The organism is Paenibacillus lignilyticus, assembly GCF_017942085.1.
In the GTDB taxonomy this organism is placed as follows: Bacteria; Bacillota; Bacilli; order Paenibacillales; family Paenibacillaceae; genus Paenibacillus_Z; species Paenibacillus_Z lignilyticus.
In genome coordinates, this window is sequence record NZ_JAGKSP010000004.1 from 408526 (window position 1) to 434774 (window position 26249).

Annotated in this window: 18 protein-coding genes; 16 read left to right on the forward strand and 2 right to left on the reverse strand. The window is 51.0% G+C overall.

Annotated features, from left to right (window positions below):
• Nucleotides 1–37: 37 nt before the first annotated feature.
• Nucleotides 38–472 (reverse strand): hypothetical protein, encoded by a 435-nt coding sequence (locus I8J30_RS13840; protein ID WP_210655045.1) that lies wholly within the window; start codon nucleotides 470–472, stop codon nucleotides 38–40.
• 244 nt (nucleotides 473–716) lie between these two features.
• On the opposite strand from I8J30_RS13840, the gene I8J30_RS13845 reads away from it, so the two are divergent.
• The 7 genes from I8J30_RS13845 (at nucleotide 717) to I8J30_RS13875 (ending at nucleotide 12524) form a co-directional block, all read left to right on the forward strand.
• Nucleotides 717–1655 (forward strand): phytanoyl-CoA dioxygenase family protein, encoded by a 939-nt coding sequence (locus I8J30_RS13845; protein ID WP_210655043.1) that lies wholly within the window; start codon nucleotides 717–719, stop codon nucleotides 1653–1655.
• A gap of 385 nt (nucleotides 1656–2040) precedes the next feature.
• A complete protein-coding gene (locus tag I8J30_RS13850) occupies nucleotides 2041–4671 on the forward strand; it encodes an SLC13 family permease (protein WP_210655041.1) in 2631 nt (876 codons plus the stop codon).
• 302 nt (nucleotides 4672–4973) lie between these two features.
• The gene (gene allB, locus I8J30_RS13855) at nucleotides 4974–6386 is read left to right on the forward strand and encodes an allantoinase AllB (RefSeq protein ID WP_210655039.1); all 1413 of its coding nucleotides are present in this window, start codon (nucleotides 4974–4976) and stop codon (nucleotides 6384–6386) included.
• A 22-nt stretch (nucleotides 6387–6408) separates the two neighbouring features.
• On the forward strand, nucleotides 6409–7656 hold the full coding sequence (locus I8J30_RS13860) for a Zn-dependent hydrolase (protein ID WP_210655037.1): 1248 nt from the start codon (nucleotides 6409–6411) through the stop codon (nucleotides 7654–7656).
• The gene (locus I8J30_RS13865; RefSeq protein WP_210655035.1) at nucleotides 7643–8887 is read left to right on the forward strand and encodes a pyridoxal-phosphate-dependent aminotransferase family protein; all 1245 of its coding nucleotides are present in this window, start codon (nucleotides 7643–7645) and stop codon (nucleotides 8885–8887) included. The genes I8J30_RS13860 and I8J30_RS13865 overlap by 14 nt, the downstream gene beginning before the upstream one ends.
• The gene (gene ggt / locus I8J30_RS13870) at nucleotides 8880–10481 is read left to right on the forward strand and encodes a gamma-glutamyltransferase (protein WP_210655033.1); all 1602 of its coding nucleotides are present in this window, start codon (nucleotides 8880–8882) and stop codon (nucleotides 10479–10481) included. The genes I8J30_RS13865 and ggt overlap by 8 nt, the downstream gene beginning before the upstream one ends.
• Before the next feature lie 165 nt (nucleotides 10482–10646).
• The gene (locus tag I8J30_RS13875; RefSeq protein ID WP_210655031.1) at nucleotides 10647–12524 is read left to right on the forward strand and encodes a methyl-accepting chemotaxis protein; all 1878 of its coding nucleotides are present in this window, start codon (nucleotides 10647–10649) and stop codon (nucleotides 12522–12524) included.
• A gap of 1346 nt (nucleotides 12525–13870) precedes the next feature.
• Here I8J30_RS13875 and I8J30_RS13880 read toward each other — a convergent pair.
• A complete protein-coding gene (locus I8J30_RS13880; RefSeq protein ID WP_210655029.1) occupies nucleotides 13871–14566 on the reverse strand; it encodes a FecCD family ABC transporter permease in 696 nt (231 codons plus the stop codon).
• A 94-nt stretch (nucleotides 14567–14660) separates the two neighbouring features.
• Between I8J30_RS13880 and I8J30_RS13885 the strand changes: the two genes are divergently transcribed.
• The 9 genes from I8J30_RS13885 to I8J30_RS13925 form a co-directional block, all read left to right on the forward strand.
• Entirely contained in the window at nucleotides 14661–15227 is a 567-nt protein-coding gene (locus tag I8J30_RS13885) for a DUF1697 domain-containing protein (RefSeq protein ID WP_210655027.1), read from the forward strand.
• Nucleotides 15228–15271: 44 nt separating this feature from the next.
• The gene (locus tag I8J30_RS13890; protein WP_210655026.1) at nucleotides 15272–16882 is read left to right on the forward strand and encodes a gamma-glutamyltransferase family protein; all 1611 of its coding nucleotides are present in this window, start codon (nucleotides 15272–15274) and stop codon (nucleotides 16880–16882) included.
• 51 nt (nucleotides 16883–16933) lie between these two features.
• On the forward strand, nucleotides 16934–17794 hold the full coding sequence (locus tag I8J30_RS13895) for a phosphotransferase (RefSeq protein WP_210655024.1): 861 nt from the start codon (nucleotides 16934–16936) through the stop codon (nucleotides 17792–17794).
• 24 nt (nucleotides 17795–17818) lie between these two features.
• Complete coding sequence (locus I8J30_RS13900) at nucleotides 17819–18214, forward strand: VOC family protein (RefSeq protein ID WP_210655022.1); 396 nt, start codon at nucleotides 17819–17821, stop codon at nucleotides 18212–18214.
• 604 nt (nucleotides 18215–18818) lie between these two features.
• The gene (locus tag I8J30_RS13905) at nucleotides 18819–20432 is read left to right on the forward strand and encodes a response regulator transcription factor (protein WP_210655020.1); all 1614 of its coding nucleotides are present in this window, start codon (nucleotides 18819–18821) and stop codon (nucleotides 20430–20432) included.
• The gene (locus tag I8J30_RS13910; protein ID WP_210655018.1) at nucleotides 20429–22168 is read left to right on the forward strand and encodes a sensor histidine kinase; all 1740 of its coding nucleotides are present in this window, start codon (nucleotides 20429–20431) and stop codon (nucleotides 22166–22168) included. Before I8J30_RS13905 ends, I8J30_RS13910 begins: the two co-directional genes overlap by 4 nt.
• Before the next feature lie 169 nt (nucleotides 22169–22337).
• A complete protein-coding gene (locus tag I8J30_RS13915; protein WP_210655016.1) occupies nucleotides 22338–23288 on the forward strand; it encodes an ABC transporter permease in 951 nt (316 codons plus the stop codon).
• A gap of 9 nt (nucleotides 23289–23297) precedes the next feature.
• Nucleotides 23298–24200 carry a carbohydrate ABC transporter permease gene (locus I8J30_RS13920; RefSeq protein WP_210655014.1) on the forward strand — a complete coding sequence of 301 codons (903 nt, stop codon included), beginning with the start codon at nucleotides 23298–23300 and terminating at the stop codon, nucleotides 24198–24200.
• 280 nt (nucleotides 24201–24480) lie between these two features.
• On the forward strand, nucleotides 24481–26249 hold a 1769-nt coding region (locus tag I8J30_RS13925; protein ID WP_210658578.1), incomplete at its 3' end, for a type 2 periplasmic-binding domain-containing protein.

Genomic DNA, 26249 nt, shown 5'->3' on the forward strand with positions numbered 1-26249 from the left:
TGGTACCGGCAGCTTTTTTGCGTTCTGATGGACAGCCTTAATAACAGCTTTCATCAACTTTGATTTCCTTATCGGTTACCTTCACTTTCGTATATCCGGTGACATGTTCCGTATAGGAGCAAACAGAGCGCTCGAAGGACTCCCCGTTTGAATTGGTAAATTTGAGGTAGATGCCGCCTTCTCCGACGGAGCTTAACTTCGGTTTGATGTGCTGGCTTGTCCCGCTGCGAATGGGCTCTGCATGGAAGTTGGGCTGTACCTTGATCGTTTTCCCGGCATCGTCGCTTGTCAGCAAACCGGTTTCAACGGCGACGAGGTCGTAGCTGGATTTGTTATCAATTCGGACAGAGAAAGCCCGATTCTCTTTGACGATGTCTAGTTGCAGCACATAATTGCCAAGCAGAAGAAGTCCGGCGAGCAGGGCGGCAAAGCAGATGAAAGTTGCAATTACAGGCTTGGGGATGCGTTTCATTGTGTTCCTCCTATTACATTGCATGTATTCCACTATTACTATAGACGTTCCGGATGGCGAAATGTTATCAGCCCATAGGGTAGGAATTTTGTGTCCAGAACCTCCGATAATTGTTAGAAGTCTTGCAGAGCTTCCTACGATATTCCCAGTAGCTTATGAAAATCCTCTCTCCCTCTGAACCTCTAAAAGCGCTAACATAAGGACAAGCAAGTTCAACCATCTCACAACTTAGGGAGTGTTTAGATTGCCTAAAGTACTTTCAGAAGAACAAGTGAAGCATTTTATAGACAAAGGCTGGGTAAAAGTCGAGCAAGCTTATCCGCGGGAAGAAGCGCTCAAGGTGCAGGATTTCCTGTGGGAGGAGCTGGCGAAACGCGGCGTGCATAGAGAGGATCAAAACACCTGGACGCAGCCTGTCGTACGGCTCGGCGACTATGTCCATCCGATCCACAACGGCTTGAATTCGGATCGATTGACAGGCGCAATTGAGGATTTAATCGGCGAAGGACGCTGGCAGCTGGGCAAAGAAAGAGAGAACGTCAGCTGGGGCGGCTACATCGTTAACTTCGGACCGGAGGTGCCGGGCAACTGGCATTACGACGGCAGCCACTTCCGCCATTACCTGGACAGCTGGGAACAAGGCGTGCTTCTCGTTTGCTTATTCTCCGAGGTGCGCAAGGGCGGATCGGGAACGTTGGTGGCCGAAGGCTCGCATAATATCGTAGCGAAGATGCTGGAGAAACATCCCGAAGGAATCGGTCTTGGCGAGGCGATTCGGGAGTGTAATAAGCACCCTTGGCTTGCTGATTTGCTTGGCAAGAACAAACCTGTCTCCGATGACATCTATGCAGAGACGCCTTCCGACAATCGTCAAGCGAAGAAGGAGCGCCTGCAGAAGTTTATGGATACAGCTTACGAAGATCCGGACGGATACTCCCTTCGCGTAGTGGAGACAACAGGCGGACCCGGCGACATGGTAATCTGCCATCCGTTCCTGTATCATGCTCCATCCGACAATGAGCTGGGCGTTCCGCGTTTCATGTGCAACCGCGTAGCGCCGACGCATGAACGAATGAATTTCAATCGGGAGAATCCCGAGGATTATTCGGTTGTGGAACGCATGATACGTACGGCACTCGGCCTGAAAGACGGGGAACCGTGTACTTGGGCCAGAGCGGAATAGAGAAGTTGAAGTCCACGATCTCGTATTCGTGGACTTTTCTTTATTTCATTGTAGGAAAATGGTTGTCACGAGAACTGGGTCATGCGTTCCTCCTGCTGCTTGTTTGACCGCCGCGTCGAAGGCACCAAATGTTATGTCTGTCCGCGTATGACGCCGGAAGAGCGGGAAGCAAGAGCCAAAGAGATGCTGGAAAGCATACCTTCTTAAGCGGGCCATAGAGGAGCCATCGAACACGCCGAATGCGGCGTGTTTTTTGTTGCTTTCTAAGGCGGTAACCGCGATGCTCCGAAATTATCGCGGGCAAAAGAAGGGAACAAGGCGCATTATGTCGTAAATCATAGAAGATTATCTGAAGCTATAGGTCAAAAGTTTGGGAAGAGGGTCCATGAAACTAATTGAAATTGAAATGTTTAAGCAGCTTTCCAATATGGAGCTGGCGAAGCTGCTCGGAAAGCTGGAGAGGCTTACGCTGCAGGCCGGAGCTACCTTGTTTGAACAAGGGGATCCCGGGGATACGATGTACATTATCGACAGCGGTACCATTGAGCTGTTTACACGCTCGGATGGGATGCGGCATTCGCTTGCTTTTCTGCATGAAGGGGACACGCTTGGGGAGATGGCTCTGCTGACCGGCGAGGCTCGTTCGGCCATGGCGGTCGCGACAACAAATGTCGTATTGATGCAGCTGGATCGGGAAACCTTTGATGCGCTTATTACGGAGCATCCGACGATTTCGGCGTATTTTATCAGACTCATCTCGCAGCGTTTAACGCATACGAATGAACGATTGCGCGATTCGAAGGAAATGCGGTCGCAATGGATCATGCAAGAGCTGAAGCAGCTGCCGGAGCCGCTTGTCCAGTTCCTGCTCTGGTCCGCTCATTTGGCTACGATTCACAACGGGCTGATCGAACTTCGTTTCGGCTTCTCTCTTCAAGAGAAGATGAAGCAATATCCGGTCCTGACCAAATTCCTATCCGTAGATGATGATGGAATGAATGAGCCGCAGTGGAGCAAAATCAAGCTCGAAGCCAAGTCAGCCCTGATCGAAATGGCAACCGCTGCGCACAGCTACAAGGAGAAACGGCAATGGATCGAAGATGCGCAAGCCTTCTATACCGAACAGGAGCAGTGGCTCGCACTTGCGGTTATGTACAAGGAAGAAGGCAACTGGGATAAGGTTGTACACACCGTCATCCGGCAGCAAGCGATGTCGGAGCCGGAAGAAACGCAGACATTCGGATTGCTCTTGGAATGTCCGATCGAGGTATTGTTACGCTGTTATGCTGCACTGGAGCTGGCTGTTCGCTTAGGTTTGGTTCATGGCCCGGAAGAAGGCCTTCGGATCGTGGAACATGCCGTGAGAGAAGGCACGCTGAATGACAACAAAGTGAAGCTCATTTCGCTATACGAATGGGGAGCTGAGTTAAGCCGCTTGCTGCATAATCGGCATAAGGCACTGGAGTACCTGCAGTTGGCAGAAGCGGCAGCACAGGTGTTATCAGGTCGCTGGCCGCAGGCGATTCAAGACGAGGAACGGGAATATCAGCTTGCCCAGCAGAAGCTGACGAATCGCAAAAGCATGTTCTTCGCGGAACGGGCAAGCCGTCTCATTAATCCGAGTCAATGGGCTCGCTGGCTCGCCCTCGTTATGGCGCTCAGCATGATTGTGATCTTCTATTTCATGCCGCCGGCCGCCGGTCTGACCGACAAAGGCATGCTGTTCATCGGAATCGCCATCGCCGCGGTTATTTTATGGATCGTCAATATTATTCCGGACTATATTGTAGCGTTGGGAATGGCGATGCTGTGGGTGCTCGGAGGCGTCGTTAAGCCGGAAGTGGCCTTATCGGGATTCGCTTCCCCAACTTGGCTGTATATGATCTTCATCATGTCGATCAGCGTTGTGATTACGAAATCAGGCATTCTTTATCGGCTGTCCTTGCATGCTTTAAAAAGATTTCCGCCGCATTTTCGCGGCCAGCTCTGGGGGATCGTGGCGGGAGGCATCGTGCTGAATCCGCTCATTCCATCCTCCTCGGCCAAAGTTTCCTTAGGGGTTCCGATCGCCCAAACGTTATCGGAGTCGATGGGCTTTAAGGATCGAAGCCATGGCGCTGCCGGTTTGGGACTCGCGGCTATGGTGTTCTACGGATTTACGGCGCCTTTTGTGCTAACCGGATCCTACACCAACGTCATGGCGTATAGCTTGGCGGGAGCCGCGGTACCGGTCACCTGGTTGGAATGGGCGCTCTATGCGCTGCCTGCTTTCGCCGTCTTCGGGACCGTTATGCTGGTAGCGCTGTCGCTCATGTTTAGTGGCAGTACGATTGCGGTCAAACAAGTTTCCGGAAAAGTGCTCGATGAGCAAATCCGTCTGCTGGGGCCGCTGACCAACGAGGAACGGATATCGGTCTGTACCGTGGTCGGATGTATCGTGCTCATGATGCTGCAGCCACTGCATGGCATAGACAGTACGTGGATTATGCTGATCGGCTTCTCGGTTCTGGTCATTAGCAGCGTGCTTGACAGGCAGTCGCTCATCAGCGGCATCGACTGGACGTTCCTCATCTTCCTTGGCATCGCCTTTAGTTTCGCGAATGTGGCCAATGAGCTTGGAATCGTGGAGTCGCTGACAGATTTTCTGGGCTCCAACATGTCTTTCTTTATCAGCTCGCCTGCGTTATTCCTGACAGCTGTTATTGTATTGTGCTTTATCGTGACTCTGATTGTCAGAGACGATCCTGCGGTAATCTTGCTGGTGACGGCATTGCTTCCGTTATCCCAGCAAGCAGGCGTGCATCCTTGGATCTTGGTGTTTGTCATCTTGCTATCGACAGATCCATTCTTCTTCAGCTATCAGTCGCCTACTTATTTGACCGCTTATTTTAGCTCAGAGGAGCGAGCGTTCAGTCATCGGCAGGGGCAAAAGGTTGCTTTCGGGTATGCGCTAGCCGTACTGTTGGCCGTTGTCGTTTCCGTTCCTTATTGGAAGTGGATCGGGCTGCTGCACTAATAGTTTCGTTTAGAAGAGTCGCGTTTCGTGACTCTTCTTTTTTATTATGTAAGACTATATAACGCTGAATTGCCTGATAGCCCTTGAAAAAGCTCGTTCTAGTTGATGATTTAGCCGCATAGGGTAGTACTTGTATGAATTAGGCAGTGACATTACGAAATAATCAGGATAATATAAATTTACTGGCAATACTGTGTTATGTAATCTGACACATCGGATTTAAGTATAGCAAGGCGGCAAACTTTGAGCGTGGTTTCAGGCGAGGTTTGCCGCTTTTATGTATAAATAAGGAGGTAGACGAGATGCGCGATAAGCAATGGGATCTCCTCATTAAAGGCGGCAGCGTCGTGCTGCCGGACGGCGTTGAGGTACTCGACATCGGGATTACAGATGGACGAATAACCGGCTTGGCATCGAATCTATCGACGGAGGCCGCGAAGCTCGTCATTTCAGCAGCAGGCAAGCATATTTTCGCCGGCGTAGTGGATGCCCATGTGCATTTCAATGAGCCCGGGCTTGGAGATTGGGAAGGTTTCGCTACCGGGACTGCGGCACTGGCTGCCGGAGGCTGCACCTCGTTCATAGATATGCCGCTTAATGGACTGCCTCCAACCATAAACCTACCCGCTTTAAAATTGAAGCTGGATGCAGCAGCCGGAGAGAACGGTTCGCGTGTGGATTTTGCCGTCTGGGGAGGGCTTGTCCCTGGAAATATCGGCGATTTGGCGGCACTATCGGAAGCGGGAGTGGTCGGGTACAAAGCATTCATGTCCTACCCCGGTGACACGGGAGATGGCTGCTTCATGAATGTAGACGCCGAGACATTGCTGGAAGGCATGAAAGTTATCGCCTCGCTGGGCGGGATCTTGGCGCTTCATGCGGAGGATGAAACGATTGTATCGGCGCTGGCTGCTGCCAAGCAAGCGGAAGGCAAGGTGAGCATGCGAGATTATTTGGATGCCAGGCCGCCGGCCGCTGAATGGGAAGCGGTGAAGCAGGCGCTGCATATGGCGCAGCAAACGGGCTGCAAGCTGCATTTTGTCCATATCAGTACGCCTGAGGCGATTGATCTTATTAGCGAGGCTAAGCAATCGGGACTCGATGTCTCCGCGGAAACCTGTCCGCATTATTTGGTTTTCACGGACGAGGATGTGATACGGATTGGCGCCGGCGCGAAATGCTCGCCACCGATCCGATCCCATCGAGAACGCGAAGGGTTATGGGGACAGCTTGCTGAAGGCAGAATTGATAGTATCGCTTCCGATCACTCTCCTTGCCCGCCGGGGATGAAGGAAGTGAAGGATGGGAATTATTTCGGCGTTTGGGGCGGCATACTTGGCGCGCAGAGCTTGCTTGAAAGCATCGTGAGCGAGGGCGGGTTGAAACGCGGCATTCCGCTTCACGTATTGTCGAGGGCCATGTCGGCAGCGCCGGCAGAACGATTCGGATTCGGGGATAAGAAAGGGCAGATATCGCTCGGATTTGATGCCGACTTGGCTATTGTGGATTTGGCTTCTCCCTATGTGCTTACTGAGCGGCATTTGAAATATCGGCATCCGCATAGCGCATACGTCGGTTATGCGTTTGGCTGCCAAGTAGACATGACTCTGCTGCGCGGGAATATCCTCTATAACAGAAGCGCAGATGCAGGTGACAAGGATACAACTGTCCGATCGATGGGTCAGCGATTGCGGCCACATGCTTCTGGGATTTGAATAGGCGGGGAGGGGCTCTACTGTGAAGGCAAGCAAAGGGACATCAGAGCTGCTGGCGGAGCTCGCGACGATTGGCGAAGATCCGCGCGGAGGCGTCACTCGGCTGCTGTATGATTCAGCCTGGCGGCAAGCGCAGCAAGCGGTTGCTCGCATGATGGCTGATGCCGGGCTCGCTGTTGCCATCGATGAAGTCGGCAATGTATATGGGACGCTGGCCGGATCTGATGCCGCAGCGTCGCATGTGCTGACCGGGTCGCATATCGACACGGTGCCATGCGGAGGACACTATGACGGCGCTCTGGGAATCGCAGCCGGCATCGCGGCGCTCTCACAGCTGCAGCTGCAGCATGGACAGCCCCGCCGCACGCTTGAAGTGGTATCGTTCTGTGAGGAAGAAGGGAGCCGCTTCCCGCTGGCGTATTGGGGATCGGGCAATGTTACGGGCAGCAAGCGCTTCGATGGAGCATTGGCAGCGAAGGATTCCGAGGGCATCTCGCTACGCGAGGCGATGATAGGCGCGGGATTCGAGCCGGATGCGCATCGGCGAAGCAAGCGGACGGACATCGGCATGTACATCGAGCTGCATATCGAGCAAGGCGAAGTGATGGAGCGGGCGCAATGCGATATCGGTGTCGTAGATGCCATCTGCGGACAGCGGCGCTACTTCGTAGCTATAGAAGGGCGCAGCGGCCATGCGGGCACGACGCCAATGGCGATCCGCGAGGATGCATTGGCAGCGGGAGCGGAAATGCTCGTCTGGCTGCGCCAAGCTGCCGTAGAGCAAGGGGATGGTCTTGTGGCAACGGTGGGGAAGATGGATGTTTCGCCTAATATCGCCAACGTCATACCCGGCAAAGTTCGCTTCTCCGTAGACATTCGGCACCGGGATGAAGCCGTGATTACCGCTTTCTGCGAGCGGACGTTTGAAGCATTCAATGAGGCAGCGGCTCGTCATAGCTGCGGTATGACGATGTCGTGTTGGCTGAACGAACGTCCTGCGCCAATGGACGCTGCGATACAAGAGCGCATAGCTCGCATTGCCGATTGGAAAGGGTATTCGCATATGACGCTCAGCAGCGGAGCCGGCCATGACGCTGGATTGTTCGCGCCGCACTGTGCGTGCGGGATGATCTTCATCCCGAGCCAGGGCGGCATCAGTCACTCACCGCTGGAATATACAGCCCCGGAAGCCATTGCGCGAGGCACTGAACTGTTAACTGAACTACTCTATCAACTTGCCTATGTGGAGGAGTCCCATGAAGAGATATAAGGATTTATCTCCCTCGCCCCGTATTATACTGACACCGGGTCCCGTCGAGGTTGATCCGCGTGTATCCAGAGCCCTATCCTATCCGATGCTCGGTCAATTCGATCCGGAGTTTACGGCGCTCATGAATGAGACGATGCAAATGCTGCGCGAGCTCTTCCGAACGTCCAACCGATGGGCCTTCCCGGTAGACGGTACTTCCCGTTCAGGGCTGGAGGCGGTGCTAACCGGACTCATCGAGCCCGGAGACCGGGTGCTCGTTCCGATCTTCGGCCGATTCGGCTATTTGCTCGCCGAAATCGCGGAGCGCTGCGGCGCGGAAGTCGTGACCATCGAGACGGAGTGGGGCACTGTGTTTGATCCGGGCGAAGTCATCGATGCCATCGACAGACTCAAGCCGGATCTCATAGCCATCGTACATGGCGAGACTTCGACGGGCCGCATGCAGCCGCTTGAGGCGATTGGCCGAGCCTGCCGCGAACGGGAGCTTCTGCTCATCGTGGATGCGGTTGCGACAATCGGCGGCGTTCCCGTCGAGACGGATGCCTGGCAGCTCGACGCCGTGATCGGCGGAACGCAGAAATGCTTATCTGTTCCATCCGGCATGTCTCCTATCACGTATAACGATCGGGTAGAGGCGAAGCTAATGCGCCGCAAAAGAATTGAGAAGGGCATTCAGCCGGATGGATACATCGAGAAGGACCCCTCCTTATTCATTCGCAGCAATTACTTGGACCTGACGCAGCTGCAGGACTATTGGAGTCCGCAGCGGCTGAACCATCATACCGAAGCGACGGCGATGCTGTATGGACTTCGAGAAGGGCTGCGTCTTGTACTGGAAGAAGGACTGGAGGAGCGGTTTGCGCGTCACCGCCTGCATGAGCGTGCGCTGGTTGCGGGACTCGAAGCGATGGGACTAACGCGATACGGCGACGATAGCTGCAAGATGCCTGTCGTTACTTGTGTTTGCATTCCCTCAAACGTGGACGGAGAAGCGGTACGCAGCCAGCTCTTAGCGGATTTCGGCATCGAAATCGCGAGCTCATTCGGCCCGCTTAAGGGTCAGATTTGGCGGATCGGCACAATGGGCTACAGTTGTCGCAAATCCAATATATTGCTTGGCTTGGCAGCGCTCGAAGCGGTATTGCCGCTGCACGGCGCAAGCATCGTTCCGGGTGCGGCAATTTCGGCGGCGCTCGTTATTTATGCGGAAGGGGCGAAGCCGGATGCATAACTTGATGCCGCGATCTTATCGCGATATGGTGACGACGCCGCATTACTTGGCGAGTCAAGTGGGAAGCGCGATTCTCATTCAAGGCGGCAATGCGATAGACGCTGCCGTGGCGGTCAGCGCTGCACTCGCAGTCGTGTATCCGCATATGACAGGGCTTGGCGGCGACAGCTTCTTCATGATCTATTCCGCGCAAGCAGGTAAGCTCGTTGGCCTTAACGGCAGCGGTCGAGCAGCAGCGGCAGCGAATCCGGCTCATTTCCTTAGGGATGGGATGAGTCGCCCTCCTGATCGCGGTGTGCAGAGCGCGATAACGGTTCCCGGCATGGTGGATGCATGGTGGGAAGTGTGGTCGAAATACGGCAAGCTGCCATGGGAAGATCTGCTGCGGCCTGCGCTCCGATATGCGGAAGAAGGCGTACCGATTTCGCGCAATTTGCATGTATGGATGGCTCGCGATGAGCCGTTGCTGCGAGCTGATCCTATTTTGCGCGACTTGTACATCGATCCATTAATGAACACCATTAAGCCTGAAGGGGCGAAGCTCAAACAGCCTCAGCTGGCCGATTCGCTGCGCACGCTGATGCAGGAAGGTCGCGATGCCTTCTACGAAGGTTCACTGATGAAAGCGATCATCGATGCGGTGCGTGCGGACGGCGGTTTACTTGCCGAATCGGATTTCACCTCGCACCGCAGCGAGTGGGCGGAGCCGCTCGCTGTAGAATATAGAGGGGTGCAGGTCTGTCAAATGCCCCCCAACTCGCAAGGCTTTTCCCTCCTTATGATGTTGAATATGCTGGAGCTGTTTGATCTGAAGCGTATTCCGCGCAACTCTTCAGCCTTCTATCATTTGGTAACCGAGGTGGTGAAGCGGGCATTTCGTTACCGGGATATGCATCTCAGTGATCCGGCATTCAACTCGATTCCGCTTGAGCTGCTGCTAAGCAGAGAAATGGCGGAGCAGCTGGTCGACGAGATACGGAAAAACCCTGCGCAGACAAGTGAATTCGAATCCGAGCCCGCAGGTCAAGACACCGCATATGCGGCAGTAGTCGACGAAGAGGGAAATGCCGTGTCATTCATTCAAAGCCTCTATTATGATTTCGGCTCCGCATATACGGCAGGGCAGACAGGCATTATTTTGCAAAATCGCGGTTCCTACTTTTCTCTGGATCATGCTCATCCTAATGTGCTGGCACCGGGAAAACGTCCCTTCCACACCCTTATGCCAGGTATGGCGCTGAAGGATGGGAAGCCGATTATGCTGATGGGCACGCAGGGAGGAGAAGGGCAGCCGCAGACGCAGCTGTCGCTTATTACCGGAGTATTGGACTACGGCTGCTCGATCCATGAAGCTATTAGCTTACCGCGGTGGGTGTACGGTCGCACTTGGGGCGACGATAGTGATCGGCTTCGATTGGAGAACCGCGATCTCGGCGATGCCGCTGAGCGATTGAAAGCTTGGGGGCATAAGGTCGATGTGGTAGATGGCTGGGACGGCATGATGGGCCAGGCGCAAGGTATCCTCATTGGCTGTGACGGCATTATCAGCGGAGCGGCGGATCCAAGGGGAGATGGACTTGCTATAGGCAGTTAGCGTACATAATGCGATGATAAACTAACATTTTCTTAACTTTTCTTGTAAAAACTCGTTTTGATCTAATTTTTATGCATAACCTTCTTAAACATTTACCGCTTAAACTTGGAGATAGCTGGGAGTTAACCAGAAACTATTCACTTCAAGTAGGGGGCAAATCAAGAGATGGTTCGAAAAGCACTTCAACTGTTCACATTCCGCAAGTTAGCAACACGGTTCTCAGCAGTAACCCTATTCATCATGATTACCATCGTTGCAGCCATGTCAATCGCACTTTTCTTGCCCAACTCCACCTTGTTTCATAATCAGATCGATCAAGAGTTGGCGTTAACGACAGAGAATATAGCCACTTCATTTGATCATAACCTGCAGGCAGAGTTAACCAAGCTGGAGTCCATTGCAAGCTACGCACAACTGCTTGGCCCTGACAAAGCGCGCCATTTGGAGCTGGTTAAAGCCTTTGCTTCGCAGCACAAAGAATTTGGGCAAGGCGTTTCCATCTCCATGGATCTGGAGGGCAAGAACGCCGTGTTAAGTACGGGGTTGAGCATCGACCTATCGGGAAGAACTTATATACCGCAGCTGAGACGCGGAGAGTCGGCGATTGCGCCTCCTGCACGTTCCAAGGCCGATCCTTCGACTTTGATTGTTCCTTTTGCAGCTCCGCTGATGAAGGATGGCATTACTTACGGTTTCTATTCCTCGGCTATTGAAATCAATGAAGCTACCCGCGTTATACGTGATACGAAAGTCGGCGACACCGGCTACGCAATCCTTCTGGATATGAACGGGACATTCGTCTATTATCCGGATTCCTCTTATATCATGAAGAAAAATATTGCTGATCTGGGTGTTCCTGAGATTACTGCGGCGTTTGAGTCGGCGAAGCAAGGGAAACCAACCGCCTATTCCTATGAATTTGGCGGCGTGAAGAAAATCGGTTTCGCTTACGGAACCGAAACCGGCTTTGTGACCATGCTTGCCGTTCCAGAGAGTGAACTCATGGCACCCATCAATAAAATGATGCGCACTACGCTGATCACGGCACTCGTTGTGGCTTTGGCCGCTTTGATCGCGATTTATGCGTTTACTACCAGAATGGTTAAGCCGATCATCTATATTACTGCTATGGTGAAGAAGTTGTCGACCGGCGATTTCCGTCCGAGAATCGAAATTCGCTCCAAGGATGAACTGGGTGAATTAGCCGCCCATATGAACGGGATGCTGGATGGGTTATCCAGCATGATCGAGCAGGTTTCGAAAGCTTCCGTGGGGGTTGCATCTTCCGCTGAACAAATTACGATCAGTACGGATGAAGTAGCCAAAGGCAGTGTAGATCAGGCAGCGCAAGCAGGTGTCATGTCCGAATTGTTCGGTAGTCTGGATAATTCCATCCGGTCCGTTTCGACAAGCGCAAGGGAAGCGAAATCGCTTTCCGGCGAAACGGTGAACATTGCAAAAGAAGGCACGAACCTGATCAATCAGACGATCGGTCAGATGGACGAAGTGAACCGGCATATGGCACAGCTGGAGAGCGATTCGCGCAAAATCGGGGATATTAGCGGGGTTATCAACGATATTGCGGAGCAAACGAATCTGTTGGCCTTGAATGCGGCAATTGAAGCAGCGCGTGCAGGCGAACAAGGACGCGGCTTTGCGGTTGTTGCAGATGAAGTGCGCAAATTGGCTGAACGAAGCGGTGACGCGACCAGACAAATCGCAGGGATCATTAAAGTCATGCAGAACAGCGCGGAGAAGAGCGTGCTTGCGGTTGGTGAGAGTGTGGCCCAGTTTGCCAAAACGAGAGATTCCTTCAGCGATATCGTCATGAATGTGCAAATGACCTCAAGCAAAGTCGAAGAAATCTTCAAGGACAGCCAGGGACAAGCCGCTGCATCAGGCGAGGTTATGCAATCGATCAGCTCGGTTGCGGCGATCAGCGAACAATCCGCAGCAGCAGCAGAAGAGACGGCCGCTTCCTCGCAGGAGCTGTCCTATATGGCCGCGAAGCTTAATGAATCGGTTGAGAAGTTCAAATATTAATCGTTCTCGCGATGCGGGAATAGAGGGAAAAGACGTGCCGGTTGGCGCGTCTTTTTTATATTGGCATTAAGGAGGAACTTCCGAAAATCCGGCGAAGCTAGTGCTTCCGCGGTTCGTTGGAATATCGGAATCCCGGTAATCCTGGGCCAATAAGGCTTCCGCGGTTCGTTGAATTTCGCAACCCCGGTAAACCGGCGAGCAAATGCCTCCGCGGTTCGTTAGGTTGTCGTGGTAATGCGCATATTTGCCCCCGAATAGTCCAAAAAAATTCTAACGAATCGTACAGGTCTTATTTGCCCTAAATTAGCCCAAATAAAAAACTAACGAATCGTACAGGTCTTATTTGTGGGTTTTTGGGGATTTGGCAGTCGTTTTCTCCGAAATAAGACCTCCACGATTCGTTAGATTATCGGAACCTCGAAATCCGACAAAATAAGACCTCTACGATTCGTTAGCTGTTCGCGCCACGTGGAATGGGAGTTCTAAAAGTAGATTGCGGAATGTAGAATGTGTGATTTGTGATGTGGAATGCGAATATTGGATGTAGATGGCGAATGTAGAATGTAGATTGCGTGAAGTGTGATTTGGGATGCGAATATTGGATGTAGATTGCGTGACGTGTGATGTGGAATGCGAGTATTGGATGTAGATGGTGGAATATAGAATGCAAAAAGCAAAATGCGAGTTGCGGTATTTAGTAGGTTTATTTGTGATGTGCGAGCTGCGTGACGTTTATTGTGTAATGGGAGTTTCGAGTTCTTGTCAGTTGTACAATGCGGACTCCGGCATGCGAAATGCACTTTTTGCCCTAACTTAGTAGGCTCAAAAATTCTAACGAATCGTACAGGGCTTATTTGTCCCTAAATAGTCCAAAAAAAATTCTAACGAACTGTACAGGTCTTATTTGAGGATTTTTGGGCGTTTGGCAGTCGATTTCACCGAAATAAGTCCTCTACGATTCGTTAGATTCTCGGAACCTCGAAAACCGGCAAAATAAGACCTCCACGATTCGTTAGCTGTTCGCGCCGCGCGTGGAATGTGATTTGCGGTGAGCAGGTTGCAAATTGAGAGGAGCGAGGGACGTGACGCGGAATGAGGAATGAGAGGAGCGAGGGACGTGATGTGGAATTAGGAGTGTGAGAAGCGAGCGGCATGACGCGGAATGCGAGATGCAAAATGCGAGTTGCGCCATGCAGCGCGGGCGAAATAACGCGCTACTTGTCCCCCAACTAAAAACGCGCAGGACTCAATGTCTTGCGCGCTTTTACCGCAGGTTGGCTGCGAGGTTTACAGTATGATTATGCAAGGTTGTACTTGCGATTGTTCAACTAGCAGGTGCGCCAGAGCTATGCGTTTCTGTTGCGATAGAGCAAGAAGATGAAGAACGGCGCTCCGATGCCCGCTGTAAAGACGCCGACCGGAATGTCGTAAGGCAAGAAAGCGGTGCGGGCGACTGTATCCGCTAGGACGACCATGAGTCCGCCGATCAAGGCAGCGATCGGAAGTACGCCGCCGAAGGCCGGGCCTACGAGCTTGCGAGTCATATGCGGTGCGATCAACCCGACGAAAGAGATGGCTCCGCCGACCGAAACCGCCGCACCGGCTAACGCGACGCTGATCATAAGCAGCACGAAACGTTGACGCTGCGCGGCGCTGCCTACCCCTTTGGCAATATCATCGCCCATCTGCAGCACATTGACGTTCCGTGCGAACAGGAAGGAGAGGGGGATAAAGACGCAGACCCATGGCAAGATGGTCCATACCATTTTCCAATCGGTGCCGTAGACTGTACCCGTAAGCCAGACATAAGCTTGCGAAGCGGTATAGATCGGATTCATAACGAGCATGACCTTCGTAACCGAGGCAAGCAGAAAATTGATGCCGATGCCGATGAGCACGAGGCGAATTGGCGTTACGCCCTTCTTCCAAGCGAGCAAGTAGATCAGGATCGAGGTTATGCCTGCGCCTGCCATAGCCGCAACCGGCAGCCACGCGATGCTAAGCGTACCCGAGACGATTATGATAATCGTTCTCAATTGCATTTGTCAATGAATTCCTGCTGATCCTATACGCCCCAGAGCGCGGATATGGTAGACTATTGAAAAATAGCTTTTACAGAAAGTGGTGTAAGCGTAGATGGCGATTCAGATTGCTTTGTTGCGCGGTATCAACGTTGGCGGGAAGAACAAGATTAAGATGGCAGAGCTGCGGGAAGCGCTTGAAACACTGGGTTTATCGCGAGTTCAAACGTATATTCAGAGCGGCAATATTTTGTTCGAGTCGGAAGAAGATGAACCGGCATTGCGCGGAAAAATCGAGGCTCTGATCGAGAGCAAGTTTGGTTTGTCCATTCGCGTCATTATTCGCACAGCAGATGAGCTTGCAGCAATGGCTGCCAATCGGCCATTCTCGGATGAAGAAGTTGCGGCAGCCGAAGCTTCTTTTGAAGGAGAATGCCTCTATATTGCGATGATGCTCGATACACCGCAGGCGAATAAAATAGAGAAGCTGGAGAGCTATGATTTTAAAGAGGATCGTTATGTGATCGCAGGCAGGGATGTTTATCTGTTATTTCGACAAAGCGTGCGGGATTCCAAGCTTTCCGTACAAGTGGACAAGCTGAACGCGCCGGTGACCGTACGAAATTGGAATACACTGACGAAGCTTATTGCGATGTCGCAGGAAATGGGTAATGCCAATTAAGGGGAGCAAATCTCACGATCTACACGTTAAGGGGGAAGCCTATCATGTTCAATCTATCGGAGTATCCATATCCATCCAGAAGGACGGCAGTCGTAGCGAAGAAAGGAATGGTTGCCGCCTCGCAGCCGCTCGCTTCTCAAGCGGGACTTCGCGTATTGCAGCAAGGCGGGAATGCCATTGATGCGGCGATTGCAGCCGCTGCATGTCTTACGGTAGTAGAGCCGACAGGCAATGGCATTGGGAGCGACGCGTTCGCGATCGTTTGGTATAAAGGGCAAATGTATGGATTGAACGCGAGTGGAGGAGCGCCTGAGCTGTTGACGCCGGAAGCGGTTCGGCAGCGGGGATTTGAGGCGGAAATGCCGTCAAGCGGATGGCTGCCGGTGACCGTTCCCGGCGCGCCGGCAGCCTGGGCCGGTTTATCCGCTCGATTCGGCGCATTGCCATTCGCGCAGCTGCTCGAATCCGCGATTGATTATGCCGAGGGCGGTTACCCGGTTTCCCCGGAGCTCGCGGTGAAATGGCAGCGTGCTCACGAGGTGTATTCGCAGAGAAGCGGGAATGATCCTGATTTCGCAGAGTGGTTTCGTGTCTTTGCCCCGAATGGACGAGCACCGAGGGTCGGCGAGATATGGCGGTCACCGGATCATGCACGGACGCTTCGGCTGATTGCGGAAACCGGCAGTGAATCGTTTTACCGTGGCGAGCTGGCAGAGATCATCGATCGGTATGCCAGAGAGAGCGGGGGGCTGCTTCGCAGCACGGATCTTGCACCGTTTCAACCGGACTGGGTGGACCCGATTTCAGTGGCTTATCGAGGCTATGACGTATGGGAGCTGCCTCCGAATGGGCAAGGACTTGTCGCTTTGATGGCTTTGAATATGTTGAATGGACTGGATCTTTCCGGTTATGAGAGCTCAGACAGGCATCATGTTCAGATCGAAGCGCTGAAGCTGGCTTTTGCAGACGGGAAGCATTATATTACGGATCCTAACCGAATGAAAGCAACCGTGGAACAGCTGCTGTCCCCTTCCTATGCCGCACTTCGCAGCAGCTTGATCGGTGAACGGGCTTTGATGCCTGAACCGGGGCAATTGCCTAAGGGCGGAACTGTTTATTTGGCTACTGCTGATGGAGAAGGGAACATGGTTTCTTTTATCCAAAGCAATTACATGGGATTTGGTTCGGGGATTGTGGTGCCGGGAACCGGGATCAGCCTGCAGAACAGAGGGGCTTCCTTCTCCCTCGATCCTGCGCATGCGAATGTACTGGAGCCGGGGAAACGGCCTTATCATACGATTATTCCGGGTTTTATTACGAAGGACGGAGCACCGATCGGCCCATTCGGCGTAATGGGCGGCTTTATGCAGCCGCAGGGTCATCTGCAGGTAATCTCTCAGTTATTGGATCATCATCAGAATCCGCAGGCTGCGCTTGATGCGCCTAGATGGCAGTGGATGGAAGGCAAACAGGTTGCCGTTGAAGGTGAGCTGCCGACCGATATTGTAAAGGAGCTAAAGCGCAAAGGCCATGAGATTCAGATCGTACGAGATCGTAAAGCGTATGGCTGTGGGCAGGTTATATGGCGGGATGAGAATGGCGTCCTGATTGGCGGAACCGAACCGAGAACAGACGGTTGCATAGCTTCGTGGTAATGATAGATCGACTGGTTGAAATTCTATAAAGGAATGGAGTGTGTGAACACGATGGAAGCAGAACAGACGGCGAGTCCGGATATCTGTAAAATCATTCAAGAGCTTGCAGGCAAACACATCATCCATCCGGATACCCGGCTTATGCATCAGGTGAGCGGCACGACAGAAGGGCGCGTTTACATCTTGATGGCGGACGAGCAGCCGCGTTATGTGCTGAAGCTGGAAGACGCGGAGTATTTGTCAGTCGTGTCGCAATTTCTGAATGATTACGCGGCTAGTCCGCTGCTGCCTAAGGTTCATTTTACAGCCCCGGATAACTCTTATATCGTCTATGCATTCGTGCGCGGCACAACAGGCGGCGAGCGCGGATTAAAGCAAGATTGGTTGCCTCGTTTAACGGCAGACCTGTTGAATCATTACCGGGAAGTGGAGCAGTCGGACCCGTCTTTAGTGTGGGATGATCATACGCTGGATGGTTTGGATTTTGCAAAAAACGAAATGGGAAGCTTGCTCCCGGAAGCCGATTATGAACTGGTGGTTTCGATTGCGATAAAGCTGCTCGTGTACAGAGAAGCACGTCCCGATTATTGGCTACACGGCGACTGCGGTGTTCATAACTTCGTGTACCGTGAACAGCAGCTGGTGGGGGTTATCGATCCGACTCCGATGGCCGGACCGCTGCTCTATGATTTCATCTTCGCATTCGTTTCTTCGCCGGATGACTTGACGATGGAAACGCTGCTTGCGGCATTGGAGCTTCTTGACCATGAGCCGATGGAGCGCGAGGAGCTGGTCTGGGAGGTCGTGGTTGGGCTTTATTACCGGATTGGGGTGTGCTTGCTTCACCATCCTCATGATCTGCCGGCGTATCTGGAAGCATGGAATTACTGGAAAGCACTTGTACGTGAATAGGATTGTCAATAAGGGGGGAATCGGATGTCGCAGGTACGGTCGCAAACTACAGCAACATCAATCGCACCTTGGATTTCGGTTCGCAGTGCGGTTGAAGCTTTAACGTTCTATAAAGCTGCATTCGGCGCGGTCGAGCTCTACAGGCTGGAGGAAGAAGAGGGAAAGCCGATTCTAGCGGAACTGTCGGTGCAAGGAGCGGGCTTCTGGATTCAGGAGGACCCGGAATCAAGTCCGAAGCCGGATGTGCCGGGCTCCATTCGAATGATTCTTACTGTAGCTAACCCGGACACACTGTTTGAGCAAGCGATCTCGGCAGGTGCTGAGGTAGTTGTACCTGTCAATGAAGGCCACGGCTGGAGAATCGGACGGCTGATTGATCCGTTCGGGCACCATTGGGAGATTGGCAAGCGGCTGGTGTAGCGGCGAGCCGCTTTATATGGATCGGAGCGCCTGGGGTAATCCCAGGCGTTTCGTGATGATCTACTTCTCACTTTCATCCAAGAGCTGTCTCTATCATCGTTTAGATGATAGGGGCAGCTTTTTTAATGGATAATGATCGAAGAGAGGTACTGGTTACCGCTCTTATACGATAGTTGGTGGTTTGAAGACGAAGAGCGGTACTAGTTACCGCTTATTGGCGCGAAATGGTAGTTCTCTGTCGAAGAGAGGTACCTAGTACCGCTCTTGAGTAAGAGTTGGTAATTTGGAGTCGAAGAGAGGTACTGCGTACCGCGCATGTGAAATAGAGTAGATCCTCCAGAGATCTACATCGGCGTGAATTTGGAGTAATGGGAGAAAGCAGCTCACCTAGGGATCTTCACTAGCGAGAATCCGGAATGGTGAGAGATTTCGCACCGCGCCGAACCAACTCGACAGCTTCACTTTCGAGGATACCGCGGCTCGTGTTCGTCAAAGGCTAAGCTTCTCACCTCCATTCAGCGAGCCAAAAACATCTTGCTATTAAAACGCTTTCACTATATTTTTAGGGTAACAGAATCAGAAAAAGGGTTTGAGGGGGACTAGCATGTATAGGATGTTCATCGTGGATGACAACAAGTACGAGCGCAATGGTCTTAAAAATCATATTGATTGGGCATCGCTAGGCATAGAAGTGGTGGCAACTTTCCCGAATGGCGCGGAGGCGCTGGAACGAATTGACGAACTCAAGCCGCATCTCATCGTAACCGATATCGCGATGCCGATTATGAACGGCGTCCAGTTATCGGAGCAAATTTATCAGCGGTACCCCGATATAAAAGTCATTTTCATCAGCTGCCACAGCGATTTCGAATTCGCCAAGTCCGCCGTCGACTTGGGCATCTACGGCTATGTTCTCAAACCGATTATTGCCGATGAGCTCGTGACGGCGGTCAAGAAGCTCGTCCACGATATTGATATCAAGCATTCGCAATCGATGGAGAAAGAACGCATGCTGCAGCAGCTGGAAATGATGCTGCCGCTCGTACAAGAGCAGTTCTTCAAAGAACTGCTGCTCGGCAATTTCCATAACGAAGCCGATATTATCAAACGGATGGCGTTCCTGAAGATTGCAGTTCGGCCGCATGACCGGATCCATGTGCTGTCGATCCAGCTTCACGAAGCGGAAGAGAAAGCGATCGATCATGGCGTGGCGGATGCGTACTTCGTCTCCTATTCCGTCAAGAGAAGCATTACCTCCTTAAGCACAGGCAACCGTTATATCTATCCGATTCAATTCTCCTCCCTGGATTTTGCCGCCATTATCTTCGAAGCGGATGATGAAGACAACATCATGAATACAGCCGTAGAAATCAGTATGGAGATCAGCAGAAGAGTCGAGCTTACGGCTATTACCGGCATCAGTAAAGTTTCCGAGGAGATCGCGGATATCTCGGCACTATATAAGCAGGCACAGAAAGCCGTCCACACCCGATTCTACAGCGGCAGCAACCCGATCATCACCTTTGAAGAAATCGAAGATCGCACGGATGTCCCATTCGAGGATCTCCCAAATCTCGAAGCGGTTTATCAGGATTTGAAAACACTGATGATCTACAGCACGGCTGCGGACGTCAGAGAGTTTGTTGATAAATACCTAGGCGATCGGGTATCCCGGCATGATGCCAATTATGTGAAGAGCTTTGCGTTCATGGTCGTGAATATTACGCGAATCATTCTACAGGAAGCTAATCAAACGTTCCGTGATCTGGCGGAGGATGATATGAAGGTATGGAAACAATTCAGCCAGCCGGATACGCCGATCAACGTGAGCGAGAAGATCTACCAATGGCTGATGTCCATTATCGATCGTTTGTCTGAGAAGAACACGAGTAAGAATACGAAGGTCGTCGATACGATCAAAGAGATCATCAAAGCGAAGTACCATGAGCAGATCACGATCGAGGATATTTCAAAGTCAGTCTACTTAAGCGGCAGATATGCCAACGCGCTGTTCAAGAAAGAAGTTGGCAAAACGATTTTCGACTATGTCATTGAAGTGCGCATTGATGCGGCGAAGAAGCTGCTGAAGGACAAAGACAGCAGAGTGGCGTCCGTTGCCGAAGAGGTCGGCTACATGAATACGTCGTATTTCTGCCTTGCATTCAAGAAGAACGTCGGGATGACGCCTGCTGAATACAAGAGTAAGGCTATCTTATGATCGGGAAGCTGTCGTATCGCCACAAAATCGCCGCGATCATCTTCGTGTTTGCTTTTCTGCCTATGATTATTCTCGGTTCCTTGATGATTCAGAAAGTATGGAGCGCCAAAGTACAAGAGATTATTAACAAGAACGACATTCAACTGACCAGCAGCGTGAACGGGATAAACAGTCTGCTGTCTTCGAACATGGATAAGCTGATGGCGATTAACAACAACTTCTATATTTTTAATTATTTGGATACCAAGACCGATCAGAACCTTGTTGGGGTTATGAATTTCAGTGACTATTTGCAGAGCGTCATTAATGCAATGAAGTCGGATAATCGGGATGTGAATTTCCAGATTTATGCCATTGAAGATACGAACTATGATGGGGATTATTTGCGAAGCATTCAGAACCTGGAGAACGTACGGGGAACGAACGGCATCAGTTTGAAGGATGAAATTTTGCAGTATGACGACTCCCAGATTTTATGGAAATATCGGACGATTAAAGCCCAATTCAGCGATGCGGAATCTAACTTTCTGTTCGGCTATAAGAAGATCATGTCGCTCGGCAAGCCGCTGGCTATTATTGAGCTGCAAATTCCAATTCAACAAATTACGGACTTCTTCACCTATGAAATTCCGGAAGGCAGTTATATCGTTTACGAGGTCGATGGGAAGAAGCAATGGGTGATAGGCGAGGAGGAAGAGACGATCCCGGAGGGGGATTCGGCCGGAGACGACTATTATATCATCGACAAAGAGCTGAAGCCGGGGATCGGCGATATCTCGATGTTCGTTCCGAAAAGCCTGGTATTCGAGGGATTAAAGGGTTATTTGATCACGGTGCTCGTTATTTTCATTTTCCTCATCGGTATTCTGTTCGTTACGGTCGAGATGGTTTCTTATTTCCTGACGAAGAAGCTGGAGGCACTCTTTAGAAAAATGAACACCAATGTCGAAAGCTTAATCAGCAGCGACAGCTTCGTGCCTTTCGAGGAAACCGAGGATGAATTCGGGAAGATGGGAAGGATTTTCTACGAGCTGACGATGCGGATCAAGGAATATTATCGCAAAATTACCGACTACGAGCTGGAGAAAACCGTATTGGAGACGCAGCTGCTGCAGGAACGGTTCAATCCCCATTTTCTGTACAATACGCTCTCGACCTTCAGATGGATCTATAACGATCCGAAGGTTCATGAGGTCGTGGATTCGATGGTGAAGTACTACCGCATTGCATTGAACAAAGGAAGCAGTATCATTACGATTGAGCAGGAAACGGAAATGATCCGCGAGTATTTGCGCTTGCAGATGTTTGCGTACGGCAATGATTTTGATTACGACATCCACATTGAAGAGGACACCGGACAGCAGCTGGTCCTCAAGAATTTACTTCAGCCGATTGTGGAGAATGCGTTTCTGCATGGGATAAGCGGACGCGAATCAGGCGGTCTCATTACGATTCGGGTCAGCACAAATGACGACAACGAAACGATCCGCTTCGAAATTGCAGATAACGGACTTGGAATGGGACCCGAGAAGATTAAACGCATACTCGAAGGCGCGGAAGAAAGCAAATACAGCGGCTACGGGATGAAGAATGTCCGCAATCGGATGGAAACCTATTACGGGTCAGGCTACGGCCTTGAAATCGAAAGCGAGCCCGGACGAGGAACGAAGGTGATTCTGACGACACCATCCAATTACAGCGCCGATCGGATGGATGCGAAAGCCATTTCAGCGTAATAAACGATGACCTTATTCCGATTGCGATACCGGGATAAGGTCATTTTTGTGAAAATAAGGAGATCCTTATTCTGTTATTTGTAATCCGTATTTTTACTATTTCCAGAAATGAAAGCGTTCTATAATTCAATCATACAAGAGAAAAGCTAGTGACGAGAGAGGAGGGAATATGTTGAAAACGATTGCAACTCAAGTGCCTGTGAAGAGAACGGTACGTGCCAGAATGCTGAAAAACATTCAGACGAATATGTTTGGTTACCTGCTAATGCTGCCTTCCATCGTTTTGACTTTCATATTTTCCTACTTGCCGATGCCCGGATTATTGTCAGCCTTTCAAGACTACAATATGTTCGCCGGATTATGGAAAAGCGATTGGGTGGGATTGGTTCATTTCAAGGAAATCTTCCAAATTCCAATGCTGTGGGGCTCCATTATTAATACGCTGAAACTGAGCGTGCTCACTATTCTCGTCGGATTCCCGGCGCCGATCTTACTGGCGCTCATGATAAATGAGTTGAAGAACGGCTTGTACAAGCGAAGTGTTCAAACGCTGACTTATCTGCCTCACTTCTTGTCCTGGATCGCCGTTGTAGGTCTCTGCTACTCCTTCTTCGATTCCTACGGACCGCTGAACGATCTGCGCGTTGCGGTGCTCGGACCGGATACGGAGCGGGAAATGTACTTGTCCCAGCAAGGCTTGTTCCTCCCCTTGCTGCTGCTGCTAAGCGTGTGGAAGGAAGTCGGCTGGGGGACGATCGTATATCTCGCAACGATTACATCCATTGACCCGCATCTCTATGAAGCCGCTAAGATGGATGGTGCCAATCGGTTCAAACAGCATCTGCATATTACGCTGCCGGGGCTGAAGCAAACGACGATTCTGCTGCTGCTGTTCACACTCGGAACGTTGTTCGCCAGCAACTTCGAGCTTGTCTACGGGATGCAGAACGCGTTTATTAACTTCGATGTTATCGCAACCGTTATCTTCTCCTCGGGTATTCAACAAGGCAGCTACTCATTGGCTACCGCGGTTGGATTCGCACAAGGGTTGGTCGCATTGCTGCTAATCATCATTGCAAACAAGATATCCAAGAAAATATCAGGCGTATCGATATGGTAGGAGGCCCAGATGAGTCACGAATCCAATGCATACAAACTATTTAAATACGGGAACATCAGCCTCCTGTTTATCTTGGTCGTAGCGATGATTTTTCCTTATGTGAATGTACTCGCGATAGCGTTTAACGATCCGATGGATTCGCAATTCGGAGGCATCACGTTCTGGCCGCGGGTGTTCACCATCGATAATTTCAAAGTGCTGCTTCAGAACAAAGACGTGATTACGGCGACCGGCATATCGGTCTTGCGGGTGATCATCGGGACGCTCATTGCGCTGGTCGTCCAATACATGTGCGCTTACGCCTTTACGATCAAGGACTTCAAAGGCAAAGCGGTAGTCCTGATGTTCTTGATGATCCCGATGTATTTTAACGGTGGACTGATCCCGCAATACCTGCTCTTCTCCAAAATGCACATGCTGAACAGCTTTCTGGTGTACGTGCTTCCGGTTTCCTTCAGCTTATACAATATGGTCATTATCCGGTCGTATCTGTACAGTATCCCGGGAAGTCTTGCAGAATCAGCACGAATTGACGGAGCGAACGAGTTCATCATTATGTTCCGGGTCTATGTCCCCTTATCCATGCCGATTATCGCGGTTCTGGCCTTATGGAGTGCGGTTGGTCATTGGAATGATTGGACGACAACGCTGTATTTTATAACCGACAAGCATTTGTATACGCTTCAATATATATTGATGCAAATCTTGAGGGAAGGCGAGAGAGTCACGAAATTAATGGAGGAAGCCATTCGAATGGGCACGATGGGTGCAACGAGTTCGCCGCGCCAAATGACGCCGGCTGCGATTCGGGCAGCTAATATCATCATTACGACCATCCCGATTGTCATTATCTATCCATTCCTGCAGAAGTATTTCGTGCAAGGCATTACGCTCGGAGCCGTGAAGGAGTAACGCGTTCAATTCCATTAAGGTGGTGAGGCCTACAGTTGTCTGTGATAGAGTAGTAATGGGGAAATCAAGCATGGAAGAATAAGGGGATCATACGGTTGCAAGGCCATGAAAAAAGAACATATCAAAGAGTGAAAGCGGGCTAATCTGTCGCCAAACCTACTAGCCGGCCGATCTCATGAATATGTTCTCGAGATTGTAGCACTTCTATTATCGCATATCTTTACGAGCTCATTCCATACCTAATTTTATAAACGGCTACATAAATAAGGGAGGATTATGTGTGAAGAAGCAACTATCAACAGGAGTACGCCTATCGCTGACAGCAGCATTGTCTGTGGCCATGCTGGCCGGCTGCTCGAGCAATAATAATGAACCTGCAAAAAACGATACAAGCGCTGCCGCTAATACGAATACGGAAGCTGCGGCAGACAATACAACGAATGCAGCGAACACGACTGAAAATGCAGCTCCGGCTGAGCAATTCTACTATGACATGTATGATAAAGTAACAGACAGCTCGGACTTTCCGGATTGGAAAGGGAAACAGCTGAAATTGAAGTTGTGGTATTCCCACGGTACTGGCGAGCCCACTCATAATTCGGCTGAGCAAGACGTTGTAACACCTGAAGCGAAGCGTGTAACCGGCGTTGAGATCGACCAAGAAAACTCCTTCGATAACGGCGGTCAGGATTTGAACGTGAAGATGGGCATGCTGAACGCGGCCAACGATTGGCCGGATGTCGTCATGAGTTCGGATACGTCCGCATTGGCGGAGCTCGTGAAGGCTGGAAAGGTATACGATTTGACCGAAGTCATCTCCAAGTACGCACCGAACTTAGCGAAGAGAACGCCTTTCGACAAACTTCCAAAAGTGCTGGAAAATATTACGATCAAAAATTTGGATGGCAAAACCTATGGGTTCCCGCTGGAGCTTGGTGACCCGGACAACACATTGAAGGTCCTTGATCCATCGTTCGTCAGTCCAAACTCCCAACAAGCGCCGGATGGAATGGGCTCCATCTGGGTACGTGACGACCTCTTGAAGAAGCTGTACCCAACAGCCAAAACGCAGGACGAAATCGATGCGCTATATGTGAAGAACGGCGGTAAGTTCTCCAAAGAAGAACTGTACGACGTGCCGCTCAAAACAAAGGATGACTTCTACAAGTTCCTGTATGACATGCAGGCGCTGATAAAGAAAGAAAACATTAAAGAAAACGGTAAGCCGGTTGAAACCACCTATGCATTTGGCGGCGGCGACAACTGGAGTACGCTGACCATGCTTCAAACTTACCTTAACCGTATTCCTGCAAATAACAACTACTTCACGTACTATGATAAGAAAACGAAAGAAATCGAGTTCATGTTCCAACAAGAATGGTTTAAGCAAACGCTGCTGGAGTTCAATAAGCTGGTTCGGGATAAAGTAATGGATCCTAAATCGCTGCTTGAGAACCAAGCGACACATACGGAGAAAATGAATAACGGTCAATATGCGGTCGCTTATCTGTGGGATACTCCGGATGAGAGCGTATTGAAAGCGGCCGGCAAGAAGTACAGATACAGAAAAGTGTTCCTGGATTCGCCGGCGAATACCGATCAGTTCATCTCCCCTGCAGGACCTAGCGGCAATAACCAAACGATCTTGATCTTCAAAGATAAAGTAGCGGAAGAAGATTTGCCGCAAATCATCCATTACCTCGATTACATGGTCTCTGAAGTCGGTGAGAAAATGTACACTTGGGGTCCAAGAAGTGCAGGACTGTTCGATGAGAAAGACGGCAAGCGCGTATTCAAGGATAAAGATCTTGAAGATGCAATGGTGTACAACAAAGACAACGGCGCCAACAATAAATACAACCTGCACAACAACAGATTAGGTTCCTCGTCTAAACAATGGCCGCCATACCCAACTTACATGTGGGGGGGTTCCACTGTAACACCTAGCTATGCATACGAAAGAGTGCTGTCCCCAGCCGACGGCCTCAGCTTCTTTAACCCAGGAAACTTGCCTAACAATTCAACTTCAACGATTACAACAACGATTAT

Coding starts and splice junctions, on each gene's coding strand:
- I8J30_RS13840 (WP_210655045.1), bottom strand. CDS start 472: ATGAAACGCATCCCCAAGCCTGTAATTGCAACTTTCATCTGCTTTGCC.
- I8J30_RS13850 (WP_210655041.1), top strand. CDS start 2,041: ATGAAACTAATTGAAATTGAAATGTTTAAGCAGCTTTCCAATATGGAG.
- allB (WP_210655039.1), top strand. CDS start 4,974: ATGCGCGATAAGCAATGGGATCTCCTCATTAAAGGCGGCAGCGTCGTG.
- I8J30_RS13865 (WP_210655035.1), top strand. CDS start 7,643: ATGAAGAGATATAAGGATTTATCTCCCTCGCCCCGTATTATACTGACA.
- ggt (WP_210655033.1), top strand. CDS start 8,880: ATGCATAACTTGATGCCGCGATCTTATCGCGATATGGTGACGACGCCG.
- I8J30_RS13875 (WP_210655031.1), top strand. CDS start 10,647: ATGGTTCGAAAAGCACTTCAACTGTTCACATTCCGCAAGTTAGCAACA.
- I8J30_RS13880 (WP_210655029.1), bottom strand. CDS start 14,566: ATGCAATTGAGAACGATTATCATAATCGTCTCGGGTACGCTTAGCATC.
- I8J30_RS13885 (WP_210655027.1), top strand. CDS start 14,661: ATGGCGATTCAGATTGCTTTGTTGCGCGGTATCAACGTTGGCGGGAAG.
- I8J30_RS13890 (WP_210655026.1), top strand. CDS start 15,272: ATGTTCAATCTATCGGAGTATCCATATCCATCCAGAAGGACGGCAGTC.
- I8J30_RS13895 (WP_210655024.1), top strand. CDS start 16,934: ATGGAAGCAGAACAGACGGCGAGTCCGGATATCTGTAAAATCATTCAA.
- I8J30_RS13900 (WP_210655022.1), top strand. CDS start 17,819: ATGTCGCAGGTACGGTCGCAAACTACAGCAACATCAATCGCACCTTGG.
- I8J30_RS13905 (WP_210655020.1), top strand. CDS start 18,819: ATGTATAGGATGTTCATCGTGGATGACAACAAGTACGAGCGCAATGGT.
- I8J30_RS13910 (WP_210655018.1), top strand. CDS start 20,429: ATGATCGGGAAGCTGTCGTATCGCCACAAAATCGCCGCGATCATCTTC.
- I8J30_RS13915 (WP_210655016.1), top strand. CDS start 22,338: ATGTTGAAAACGATTGCAACTCAAGTGCCTGTGAAGAGAACGGTACGT.
- I8J30_RS13920 (WP_210655014.1), top strand. CDS start 23,298: ATGAGTCACGAATCCAATGCATACAAACTATTTAAATACGGGAACATC.